Genomic DNA, 14,853 nt, shown 5'->3' on the forward strand with positions numbered 1-14,853 from the left:
ATGGAATTTTATGAAATAAAATTCAGCTTCAACCATAAGCTGATGGATAAAAAGAGTTTGGATACAGTCTTTAGTAATATTGGGGACTTGTTTGATGTGCGTTTTGATGAAAATTTAAATTTTTACCGTCAAAAAAATGATGGGGAAATTTACGAACTCAAGGAAGTCAGTGATGAGACAATTGAAAAACAAATGAATATCTTTTTCAAATTCACATTCACCGACATTATTGATGTTCCTCTGTATAAATTTTTAGTTCTAAGATGTAATGATGAATTAACCATCTTGGCAAATATTCACTCTTCAATCTTTGACTACTCATCAGTAAATGTCATCAAGGAAATATTCAACAACCCTGAAGCATCCCATATTCCAAAAGACATAGGGCCTTACTTTGAAGAGTATGATGCATATCTAAATTCACCAGATTTTAAAAATGATAGCAGCTATTGGCAAAATAAACTTTTTGGTGCTGAAAATTATGTAAAATATTTCAATATAAAATCTAATAATTATAGAAACATCGGATTCTCGATTGAAAACGATTCAATTCTCACTTTTCTAAAAAATCATAAAATTTCCCGATATGACTTTTTCACTGCTATCTTTTCACTATATCTGTCTCGCACAGATTCAACTGAAGGATGTCTATTGAAATCATCAATTAATGCTGATGAAGTTGTTTTTGGATCACATGTCAAAAATACTTTATTGGTGATTGATTACTATAAAAATGACACTTTCGAAGAGTATCTGAACAGAATACAAAAGGATTATAAAGAAGCCATTGAACACACCAAAGTGCGTATTGAAGATTATGTTGACAGTTCATTTTATTATGCGATTCACGATTTCACTAATCTAAATGATATTGATGTTAGAAATGGAGACGGATCCGCCCTAACATTCAATGTATACAAAGATTCAATTGATATCATATACAATTATGAGGTATTTTCGGATATTTACATTAGATATCTGATAGAAAACATAAAGCATTTGACCGATAATGTTTTGGAAGGCATCAACCAGCGTTGTGGCGATTTGGAATTTTTATCAATTGGGGAAAAGTATGATTTTAATGGGTTATATGAATTAACAGACTCTCAAATGACTATTTATAGGGATTCTCAAAATGGCACCGGCACCAGATATAATAACCCACTCAAATTAGGACTTGGAAATTCATACCCTATAGCAAAAATAAAAAAAGCCATAAGCAAATTACTTAAATTACATCCAGTTTTAACTTCACGTATCATAGAAGAATGCCTAATGGGTTTTGATGCTAAACCTCCGGTAGTGGTCGGTTCAGCTGAAGACATTGAAACCTTTGTCCAGCCTTTTGAACTGAATAATTATCTGTCCCGTTTTTTAATTGTAGAAAATAAAAATGATGTATTTTTATGTATGGATTTTCACAGTTTGATTTTCGATGCAACCTCATTCAATACAGCAATAAACAGTTTATTGAAAATCTTAAATGGAGAAAATACTGAATTGGTGGATACTGGATTTTTAAGAGAAATATCATTTGAAGAAACCATTAACAATTCTGAATATAGGGATTACGCTCAAAAGTTCTATGATAGCGCATTGTCTGAAAGGGATGAGGTAAATGATTTGATATTTTCCGTTGCTGAAGATAGCTCCAAATCTTATGTTGAACGGTTCAGCATTGATGATGAAAGTTTGACTTCATTTTTAGATTATCATAATATAACCCACAATCAATTTTTCACAAGCGTCTTTGCATATACATTATCAAGATTTACAGGATATTCTAAAGTTTTATTTAATTTGATTACAGATGGTAGGGCTCATCTGGGGTTGTCTGATTCTGTAGGAATGTTTTTCCAAACATCTCCAGTGCTGATGGAATGCGATAATCAAAGTGTCGAATCATTCATGAATTACTCCAGTGATATAATTGATACTGTAAGCAAATTTGACCTGTATTCTTATCTGGACGTGGTGTTTGACTATCAGCTGGAAAATACAGTTTCATTTGGTGTTTTGCAGGATATATTTTCGTCTACACTAGATATAGAATTTGAGATGATGGAAAAGGACATGTGGGCTAATTTTTCAGTGGTGGTCTATTATGCAAAAGAGAATTCATTGGAAATAAGAATTTTCTACTCTGAAAAATACTCTGATAATTTTGTAAAACACTTTGCCAATTCATTCAAATTAATATTGGAGGGCATCGTTACCGAAGAGATGCTATCAGATATCAATTATATTGATGAATCTGATTTAAAACTTTTAGACAGTTACAATAAAACTGAATATCCTCTAATGTTTGATGATATTCTTGAAGCATTTAACTATAATTTGTTTAAAGATTTGGGCAGGCCTCTTGTATCATATAAAGATAAGGTTTATGATTATGGTCAGGGAGCATTTATTGCAGATAAACTTGCCTGCACCTTAAAGGATGCCGGCGTTAGTGAAGGCGATAATGTTGCTTTTTTAGTTGAAAGATCTGAATTGTACATGTTCTGTATTTTAGGTGTTTTATCAACTGGCGCTAGATATGTTCCTTTAGATGATGCCCATCCGGATGAACATATTAAGTTCATATTAAATGATACTTCAGCTAAGACAGTTATTGTCAGCGATGAAACTTACAATCGTGTCAAATACCTAAATGGTGATACATTTATCATTAACATTTCAGACATTGTCAATGGAGAAATTGAAGAGTTAGCTAGCTTACCCACTGTTAAATCTGATATTGCATGTATTCTTTATACCAGCGGGTCCACTGGCCTTCCTAAAGGTGTAAAAATTACAAGAAAAGCAATTTTAAATAGTGTGGAATCCTATGTCCATAAATATAATATGACTAATGAGGATGTCTATGGTTTATTTGCTACAATTGGCTTTAACACAGCTTCACTTGGAATATGTATAAGTTTTTATTCAGGAGCTTGCTTGTCAGTTGTTCCGGGAGACATTAAACTTGACATGGTAAAATTGAATGATTATTTCATAGAACATGGAGTTACACATACCTTAATCACAACGCAAGTTGGAAAACTTTACATGGAAACTATTGATGAGTCTCCTTTAAGAATTATTACTGTAATTGGTGAAAAATTAGGGGAATTTGATAATCCTAATGATTATCATTTTGTAGATTCATTCGGACTTACTGAAGTGTTTTCAAGTATTACTTCATTATACAATACCAAAAAAATCGATTCATCTTCGATTGGTATGTGGAATTTCAATACCAAAATGTATATCTTGGATGCGGAATTGAGACGTGTGCCAGTTGGAGCTGTTGGGGAGTTATGCATTTCTGGTTATCAGATTTCAGACGGATATCTAAATAGGGAAAAAGAAAGCAGTAAAGCATTCGTAAATAACCCATTCAATGACAGCAAAGATTACGGTGTTATGTTCCGTACAGGTGACATGGTAAGAATTTTGCCTGATGGAGCATTGGGTATTATCGGACGCCGTGACACTCAAGTAAAAATCAGAGGGAATCGTGTAGAATTATCTGAAGTTGAATCTATCATCCGTCAATTGGATTATGTATCTGACGTAAGTGTTCAGACAGTTAAACATGAATCCAATTATGAATTGGTGGCATATGTTGTTGCGGATAATAACTGTGACGAGGAAAAGCTCAGGGAAAATGTTCTGGAATATGTAGGTGAAAGCAAGCCTCCATTTATGGTTCCATCATATGTAATAAAATTGGATGAAATTCCATTGAATGTAAATGGTAAAGTGGATAAACGTGCATTGCCTGACGTTAATCGTGATAAGCTGCGTGCAAAATATGTTGCTCCAACAAACGATGTGGAAAAAAGTATTGTAAGGGTATTTAAACTAATATTTGATCAGGATGATATAGGTATTCTTGATGACTTTGTTCGTCTTGGAGGAGATTCCCTGACAGCCATAAAAGTATTGTCATATCTTGAGGAATATAATTTCTCAACAGCGGATATTTTAAGGTTGCGCACCCCTCAAGCCATTGCAGCCAGTATACGTAATGATAAGGAATTCGATTTGGATATCTATTCTCTAAAGGATGGCTGCCCATTGAATGAGCCTCAATTAAATGTTTATCTGGATATTATTGCTAATGAAAAGGTAAATGCATATAATCTTCCTTTCTTCATGAATATTTCTAATGATTATTCTCTCAGTGATATAGAGGAAGCATTGAATGTCATGTTTGATTTCCATCCTATATTACGAATGCATGTAAACGATGATTTTGAAGTTCCTTGCTTGGTTAATGGAAGAAAGCCATCAATTTCATTTTTGCATGCCATTGATAAGGATTTTATTCGTGACTTTTTGACTGAACCCTTTGATTTGTATGACAGTTTATCAAGATTCCTAATTGTTGAAAATGAAGATGGGTATGTATTATTTGCTGTTTTCCATCACTTGGTGTATGATGCTTCATCCAAACATATATTCAAACGTGATTTGCAGACAATCCTTGATGGAGGTTCCATTGCATTAGATGTTTCATTCTTAAAGGTGGCTGCATTTAATCAGCAAATACAGGATACAAAAGAATTTAAAGAGGCTGAAGAATTCTATGCTTCCAGATTGACAGATAGTGATGATGCAGGAATCTTATTGGAAGATGTATTGGGCGATGAACAGGGATTCCTTCAGACTACGTTGGAAATGGATAATGATGCATTTAATGGATTTTTAAAGGAATGCAACATCAGTGAAAATATCTTTTTCACCAGCGTATTTGCTTATACATTATCCAGATTCACTGGTAGCGATAAGGTTTCATTTAACATAATAGAAAATGGGCGTGACAGATTCGATAATTTTGACTCTATTGGCATGTATGTTAACACATTACCTATTTTGGCTGACTGTAAAGACCAAAACATTTCTAGTTTCATGGAACAGATGTCTGATTTGGTTTATGATGTGATGAGACATAACTATTATCCATTTAGATTGCTGGCAAATCAGTATGATATTGATTCTGATATTATTTTCCAATATTTGCCTGAATGGATAGAGTATGCTGACAATAATGCAGATAATTTGGATATTGAAAATGAATTAATTCCGTATTTGGATGATTCAGTTAATGATTTTACTGTTGATGTTAGGAAAATAGATGAAAGTTATATTTTGAATATTATCTACTCAGCTAAATTTTCCAAAGACATGTGCAAAACCTTTGCGGCAACATATAATCAGATTCTATCTCAGATGATTAGTCATAATAAATTGTCTGATATGGATTATGTTTCCCGGTCTGATCTGGAGCTTTTGGATGCCTTGAACCATAATGAGCATCTATTGGATTATGACGATATTTTAGATGCATTCAATGATAATCTTGCTCATCATCCTGAAAATAATCTTGTCTCTTATAAGGATTCCGTTTACACTTATTCTGAAGGAACATTTATCGCTGATAAAATAGCAAAATATTTAAGGGATTATGACATTAAAACAGGTGATAATGTCTCTTTCCTTGTTGAACGTTCCGAGCTGTACATGTTCAGTGTTTTAGGTATTTTATCTGTTGGTGCTACTTATGTTCCTTTGGATGATGCTCATCCTGATGAACGTATACAATTTATATTGGATGATACTGAATCTAAGGTTGTTATTGTTAGTGATGATACATATGAACGTGCTAAATCACTGGCAAAAGATGCAATCCTTTTAAATATTTCAGATATTCTTAAAGAAGGTATTGGAAATTTAGATGAATTGCCTGTTGTTTATGGTGATGTGGCTTGTATGCTCTACACCAGTGGTACTACAGGTCTTCCTAAAGGTGTTAAAGTTACAAGAAAATCAATTCTTAATATTGCTGCCGTTTATGTTGATAAGTTTGACTTTGATAGTGATGATGTTTATGGTTTGTTTGCCAATATCAGTTTTGATGCTGGTTCATGGGGTATTTGCCAAACAATTTATGCAGGGGCATGTTTATCAATCGTTCCAGATGAAATTAAGCTAAATGTCCAAGAATTAAATAAATATTTCGTAGAACATGGTGTAACTCATTCAATGCTTACCACACAAGTAGGAAAACTATTTATGGATGGTATTGAAGACACTTCTTTAGATGTTTTAATGGTTGGTGGGGAAAAGTTAGGTGACTTTGAAAGTCCAGAAGATTATCTTTTAATTGATGGATTCGGACCAACAGAAACATTCGCATTCATATCATCAATCAACAACAACGATAAGATTGATTCATCATCCATTGGTGATATTAACTATAATGCTAAGTTTTATGTCTTGGATAATGAGTTTAGGCGCGTGCCGGCAGGTGCTGTCGGTGAATTGTACATATCTGGTTATCAGGTTGCTGCCGGTTACTTGAACCGTGAAGAAGAAAACATCAATGCATTCATTGACAATCCATTTGACAACGATGAAGATTATAGCACTTTATATCGTACTGGAGACATGGTGAGGTTGTTGCCGGATAGAACACTGGCTATCGTTGGTCGTCGTGACAGTCAAGTTAAAATCAGAGGAAACCGTGTGGAACTATCTGAAATCGAAGCAGTAATACGTGAAATAGATTATGTGGAAGATGTAACTGTTCAAACAATTAAATTAGGCACCAACAATGAAATTGTAGCTTATGTTGTTGTATCAAAGGAATTTGACAGTGATGTGCTTAAAGAGAATATATCTGATTATGTCAATGAACGTAAGCCTGAATATATGGTCCCGTCATTTGTTATTGAATTGGATGAGATTCCATTGAATGTAAACGGTAAAGTTGACAAGCGTGCATTGCCTGATGTTGATATGAGTAGTTTACGTGTGGAGTATGTTGCTCCTACCACTGAGGCTGAAAAATTAATTGTACATGCATTTGAAGAAGTCTTCAATCAGGACAATATTGGTGTTTATGATGATTTCACTCGTCTTGGTGGTGATTCATTAACTGCAATTAAAGTGCTGTCATATCTTGGCGACTATAATGTTACTGCAGCAGACATTTTGAGTCTGCGCACTCCATTTGCAATTGCCAAAAGCATTAAAGAAAATACATTGGATTTGGATATTTACACTTTAGAAGAGGGATGTCCTTTAAATGAACCTCAACTGAATGTATACTTGGATATAATTGCAAATAACAAATTTAATATTTATCTTATTCCAAGCATTATGGATATAGCTAAGGATTATGATATTGAAGATATACTGGAAGCGTTGGATGTTATGTTGGATGTTCATCCGATTTTAGGTACATGCATAAGCGACGAAAATGAGATACCTTGCTTGATAAAAGGATTCCGACCATCTATTGAATTTAAATCATATGCTGCTGATGATTATATCATTAAATTTTTAACAAAACCATTTAATTTGTATGAAAGTTTGTCCAGATTCTTGCTTGTTGAAGAAGATGAGGGTTATTCATTATTTGCTGTTTTCCATCATATAATCTTTGATGCATTATCTGATGGTGTATTTAAACAGGATTTACAAACAATACTTGATGGTGGCAGTGTAGAAGTTGATGATTCATTCTTAAAAGTTTCTGCTTTTAGTCAACAAATACAGGATACTGATGAATATTCTGATGCGAGTGTTTTCTATGATGCAATGTTGGCGGATGTGGATGAAGTAGGTGGATTATTGGACAGTGTTGGTGGTGATGGTCCTGATGTTGTTCAATTGGATTTGGAATTAGATTTAACCCAATTCAAATCATTCTTAAGTAAATATGAGGTTAGTGAAAATATATTATTTACAGGTGTGTTTGCATATACGTTATCCAGATTTGTCGGTAGTGAAAACGTATTTTTCAATATAACTGAGAATGGGCGTGGCAGATTCAACAATTACAATGCAATAGGAATGTACGTAAATACATTGCCGATGATAGTTGATTGTAAAGACCAAAATGTCTCTGATTTCATGGAATATATGTCTGATTTAGTATATGATGTAATGAAATACAACTATTATCCATTCAGATTGCTTGCAAAAGAATATGGTATTGATTCAAGCATTTTATTCCAATTCATGCCGGAATGGATAAGGGATAATGATGCAGACTACAGTGAATTTGAATCTATGGAAGAAGATAATGAATCTGAAAATATAGATGAGTTAATTAGTGATTTAAGTATTGATATTATTCAAAAAGGCAGGTCTTATTCGATATGTCTTCAATATTCGGATAAATATTCCGGAGATGTGATGAATAGATTTGCTGAATCTTATAAAGCTATTCTATCACAAATAATCTGTGTTGATAAGTTAAGTGAAATTAATTATGTTTCAAAATCTGATTTGGAACTTTTAGATACATATAATCAAACAGAGCATGCTTTAGATTATGAAGATCTTCTGGATGCATTCAATGACAATCTTGCTAAATATCCGGATAGCAATCTGGTATCATATAATGAGAATGTTTATACTTATGCTGAAGGTGCGTTTATTGCTGATAAGCTGGCCAATACATTAAAGGATTTGGGTGTTGAAAATCAAGATTGTGTCGCATTCCTTGTGGAACGTTCAGAGTTATATATGTTCAGTGTTTTAGGAATTTTGTCTGCGGGTGCAGTTTATGTTCCTTTAGATGATTTGCATCCTGATGAACGTATACGATTCATTTTAGAGGATACTAGTTCCAAGGTTGTCATTGCCAGTGATGGAACTTATGAACGTGCTAAATTGTTAACTAATGATTCAGTCATCTTAAACATCTCAGATATATTGGGTGATGATATTGGAACATTACATAGCTTGCCGATAGCTTATAATGATTTGGCTTGTATCTTATACACCAGCGGTACTACCGGTTTTCCTAAAGGTGTAAAAATCACCCGTAAGTCAATTCTCAACATTTCACAATATTATCGGGATATTTATGGTCTTTTTAGTGATGATGTTTATGGTTTGTTTTCTGCAATCGGTTTTGACGTAAGTAGCTTTGTCATTTCAGCAGTAATATATGTCGGAGCCTGCTTATCAGTCATTCCAGAAGACATTCGCTTAGACATGCTTGAACTGAATAAGTATTTTATGAATCAGAATGTTTCTCATGCTTTTATTACTACTCAGGTTGGTAAATATTTCATGCAAAGTGTTGATGAGACATCATTAGATGTCCTGCTTGTTGCAGGTGAAAAATTGGGTGAATTCAAAAGTCCTAATCACTATCAATTAGTTGATGCGTATGGTCCGACTGAAGCATTTGCATTCGTATCATCTATAAACAATAACGATAAGCTTGATGGGTCTTCAGTTGGTATGTTAAGTCTTAACACTAAAGCTTATATTTTGGATAATCAGCAGCGCCGTATTCCTGTGGGTGCTATTGGTGAATTGTACCTTGCCGGTTATCAGGTTGCTGCTGGTTACTTGAACCGTGATGAGGAAAATGCCAAAGCATTTATTGAAAACCCATTCAGTGATGAAGAAGAGTATAAAACTCTGTATCGTACAGGGGATTTGGTAAGGTTATTGCCGGATGGTTCTTTAGGTATTGTTGGTCGTCGTGACAGTCAGGTCAAAATTAGGGGAAATCGTGTGGAATTATCTGAAATCGAAGCTGTTATACGTGAAATAGATTACATTGATGATTTGACTGTTCAAACAATTAAAAACGGTACAAATAATGAATTGGTTGCTTATGTGGTTGTATCTGATGAATTTGATGGTGATGATTTAAAAGAAGACATCTCTAATTATGTTGATGAGCGTAAACCTAAGTATATGATTCCTTCATTTGTCGTTGAATTGGATGAGATTCCATTGAATGTAAACGGTAAAGTTGACAAGCGTGCATTGCCTGATGTTGATGTAGACAGTTTACGTGTGGAGTATGTTGCTCCTACCACTGAAGCTGAAAAATTAATTGTACATGCATTTGAAGAAGTCTTCAATCAGGACAATATTGGTGTTTATGATGATTTCACTCGTCTTGGTGGTGATTCATTAACTGCAATTAAAGTGAGGTCTTATCTTGGTGACTATAATGTTACTGCGGCTGACATTTTGAGTTTGCGCACTCCATTTGCAATTGGTGAAAACATTAAAGAAAATACATTGGATTTGGATATTTACACTTTAGAAGAGGGATGTCCTTTAAATGAGCCTCAATTGAATGTATACTTGGATATAATTGCAAATAATAAATTTGATATCTATATGATTCCAAGCATTATGGAAATAAGTAAAGAATATGATGTGGGGGACATATTAAATGCATTGGATGTTATGTTGGATGTTCATCCGATTTTGGGTATGTGTGTTAGTGATGATTATGAAGTTCCTTACTTAGTTAAAGGGTCTAAACCGTCAATTGTTGTTGAACATGATGCTGATGAGGATATTATTAAAGAATTCTTAACAAAACCATTTGATTTATATGATAATTTGGCTAGGTTTTTAATTGTTGAATCAGAAGATGAATATAAATTGTTTGCTATTTTCCACCATATAATCTTTGATGCTAGGTCTGGCGGAGTATTTAAAGAGGATTTACAAACAATCCTTGATGGAGGTATTGTGGAAGTTGATGATTCATTCCTGAAAGTTTCTGCTTTCAGTCAACAAATAATGGATACTGATGAATATTCTGATGCGAATGTTTTCTATGATACAATGTTGGCGGATGTGGATGAAGTAAGCGGTCTATTGGACAGTGTTGATGGTGATGGTCCTGATGTTGTTCAATTGGATTTAGAATTGGATTTTACATTATTTAAATCATTCTTAAATAAATACGAGGTTAGTGAAAATGTATTGTTCACTGGTGTGTTTGCATATACGTTATCTAGATTTGCCGGTAGTGAAAACATATTTTTCAATATAACTGAGAATGGGCGTGGCAGATTCAACAATTACAATGCAATAGGAATGTATGTAAATACATTGCCTATACTAGTTGACTGTAAAGACTGGAATGTTTCTGATTTCATGGAATACATGTCTGATTTGGTATATGACGTAATGAAATATAATTATTATCCATTCAGATTGCTTGCAAAAGAATATGGTATTGATTCAAGTATTTTATTCCAATTCCTGCCGGAATGGATAAACAATGATGATGCAGACTACAGTGAATTTGAATCTATGAGAGAAGATAATGACTCTGAAAACATAGAGGAGTTAATTAGTGATTTAGGTATTGATATTATTCAAAAAGCTAAGTCTTATTCGATACGTCTTCAATATTCAGCTAAATATTCTAAATATATGATGAATAGGTTTGCTGAATCTTATAAATCTATACTGTCACAAATAATCTGTGTTGATAAGTTAAGTGAAATCAATTATATTTCCCAATCTGATTTGGAGCTTTTGGATGCCCTGAACAATAATGAACATCCCTTGGATTATGATGACATTTTAGATGCATTCAATGATAATCTTGCACATCATCCTGAAAATAATCTTGTTTCTTATAAGGATTCCGTTTACACTTATGCTGAAGGAGCTTTTATTGCTGATAAAATAGCAAAATATTTAAGAGATCATGACATTAAAACAGGTGATAATGTCGCTTTCCTTGTGGAACGCTCAGAGCTCTACATGTTCAGTGTTTTAGGTATTTTGTCTGTTGGTGCTACTTATGTTCCTTTGGATGATGCCCATCCGGATGATCGTATACAATTCATAATGGATGATACTGAATCTAAGGTTGTCCTTGTTAGTGATGAGACTTATGAACGTGCCAAATCGCTGATAAAAGATGTAACTCTTCTAAATATTTCAGACATTCTCAATGAAGGCATCAAAACTTTGGACAAGTTGTCTGTTGTTTATGGTGATGTTGCATGTATTCTGTACACCAGTGGTACTACAGGCCTTCCTAAAGGTGTTAAAGTTACAAGAAAAGCCATTCTTAATATAGCTACAGTTTATGTTGACAAGTTCGGCTTTGGAAAAGATGATGTTTATGGATTGTTTGCCAATATCAGTTTTGATGCAGGTTCACAGGCTGTTTGCCAAACATTTTATGCTGGGGCTTGTCTATCGGTCGTTCCAGATGACATCAAGATGAATATCTGGGAATTAAACGAATATTTCGTAGAACATGGCGTAACTCATGCAATGATTACGACTCAGGTGGGTAAACTCTTTGTGGAAAATGTTGAAGACACCTCTATGGAGGTTTTAACTGTTGGTGGTGAAAAACTGGGAGACTTTGAAAGCCCTGAAGATTACCTTTTAATAGATGGATTCGGACCAACAGAAACATTTGCATTCATATCATCAATTAATAACGACGATAAGATTGATTCATCATCTATCGGTCAAATTAACTACAATACTAAGTTTTATGTATTGGATGATGAATTTAGACGTGTTCCTATATGTGCTGTCGGCGAATTATATGTATCTGGTTATCAGGTTGCTGCCGGTTACTTGAACCGTGAAGAAGAAAACATCATGGCATTCATTGACAATCCATTTGACAACGATGAAGATTATAGCACTTTATATCGTACTGGAGACATGGTGAGGTTGTTGCCTGATGGTTCTTTAGGTATTGTTGGTCGTCGTGACAGTCAGGTTAAAATTAGGGGAAATCGTGTGGAGTTATCTGAAATTGAAGCGGTTATACGTGAAATGGACTTCATTGAGGATTTGACTGTTCAAACAGTTAAAAATGGTACTAACAATGAATTGGTTGCTTATGTTGTTGTATCTGATGAATTTGATGGTGATGGCCTTAAAGAGGAAATTTCTGCTTATGTTGGTGAACGTAAGCCTGAATATATGGTTCCGTCATTTGTTGTTGAATTGGATGAGATTCCATTGAATGTAAATGGTAAGGTGGACAAACATGCGCTGCCTGAAGTCGATGTTAAAGAATTGCAAGTGGAGTATGTTGCTCCTACAAATGAGATTGAAAGGATAATTGTTGAGGCATTTGAGCTTGTATTTGACCAAGAAACTGTTAGTTTGTATGATGATTTTAATCGTCTTGGTGGTGATTCAATTAAATCCATAAGGCTTATTTCATTGCTTCAAAAAGAGGGTATTAATTGTGCTGCTAAGGATATTTTAGATTATAAGACTCCATATGCTATTGCTCAAATTATTGAGGATAAGGTGCAAGTTTCTTATGATGCTGTTGAAGGTCCTGTTGATTTATTACCTATTCAGAGTTATTTCTTTGATAAAGTCCATAAGAATGATTATACTCAGTTTTTCGTTGTTAAATCTCTTGTTGATTTGGATGTTGGTATTTTGCAAAGTGCGTGGGATGAGTTATCTAATCTTCATGATATGTTGAGGGTAAGTTACAGTCTTGAAGATGGTGTTCCTATTCAGGAGATTCTGCCATTGAATACCCGGGTATGTGAGATTAGGGAATTTGTTGTTGATGGTGATTTAGATCAGAATATTGCTGAAATTCATGAAAATGCCGTTAATTCACTTGATATTTATAATAATAGGATGATGGATATTAGTTTGGTGAGACATGGCGATGAGTCTTATGTTATTTTTGTTCTACATCATTTGATTGTTGACGGTGTAAGCTGGAGCATTATATTGGATGATTTAACTCATATATACAATAATCTGGTTTCGGGTAATGAAATTGATATTTTAAGGCCTTATCCATATAAAAATTGGGTTGCAGATGTCAAAGGTTTATTGGATGATATTTCTGTTGAAGAACGTGAGTATTGGATGGAAATTAATAATCAATTGGATGATTTGGATATTAAAGGTAAATCTAAACCTTTCATCTTTAATATTGAAAATGCTGTGTATGATGTTGATAATATTTTGATGTTGTCTGAAGAGGAATATCTTGCATTGGCCATTGCACGTGCATATAAAAAGACTTATGATAGGGATATAATTTTCAATCGTGAATCTTATGGTCGTGAAGAGACTTTGGCTGATGTTAACAGAACAGTTGGATGGTTCACTTCAGAATATCCGGTAATTGTAGATGTTGGTAATGAGTATGATTATGTCTCTTTGATGGAGGATGTTTATAAGATTAAAAAAGCATTCAATGAAGTTAAAAAATTAGGTTTAAATTACTCTTCATTGATTTATACTGCTAATGAATTGGAGTTTAAGCATTGTCCTGTAACTTTCAACTTTTTAAGCGGTGCATTTGAATTCAAAAATGAGTTATTTGAATCATATATTTCTAAGATATCCTTAGATGATTTAAGTAAAATGGGGTCTTCTGATGATGATTATTATGGTATTGATTTGAATATTAGGCGTGAAAATGATGATTATATTGTATCTGGTAATTGTGCAGAAGGCACATATATTGATAACGCATTAAATGAGTTTATAAGCAATATTAAATGTGAATTAGAATTTATTGGCGGTTATGGAATTGAAGACGGTATTGTCTGCTGCTTATCTGAATCCCAATTAGGTATTTATTTGGATGAAAAAGTCAACGATAAAGGTATAGCTTATGCCTCACCGGGCTTTGTTGAATGCAGTTCAGACTGTACTGTTGAAGATATGAAAAATGCTATCGGGGCTTTAATTGATAAACATCCTGTTTTAAAAGGACGTATTGTTGATGATAGTAACTTGCCTCTTATTGTCTGTGACAGTAATCCTGTAATTGAAGAAATTGACCATAATAATTATGAAAATCTTATCAGACCATTCAATTTGACTGAATCTCTTTGCTGTTTCTATATTAATGCATATGAAAAAGTCATATTCTATAATATGCACCATGTGATAAGTGATGCAACCAGTGATTCAATAATCAGGCAGGACATACTTGCGGCATTGGATGGCAGTTTAGATGATGAAATTGATTTAGGATTTGTATATGACAGTACGGATTCATTTAAATCTAAATTTGAACCTATTTATGAATCTGCACATGAATTCTTTAATAAC

Annotated in this window: 1 protein-coding gene (only partly in view); it reads left to right on the plus strand. The window is 33.7% G+C overall.

Features of this window, described 5'->3' with window-relative positions; all coding sequences use genetic code 11:
• A protein-coding gene (locus TL18_RS03680; protein ID WP_067041491.1) for a non-ribosomal peptide synthetase crosses the window boundary here: on the plus strand, positions 1 to 14,853 show its 5' end (the start). 17,595 nt of this gene lie beyond the right edge of the window; the window shows 14,853 of its 32,448 coding nt (coding positions 1-14,853); it begins with the start codon at positions 1 to 3; its stop codon lies beyond the right edge, outside the window.

Origin of the sequence: Methanobrevibacter sp. YE315, from assembly GCF_001548675.1 — an archaeon.
Lineage (GTDB): Archaea > Methanobacteriota > Methanobacteria > Methanobacteriales > Methanobacteriaceae > Methanocatella.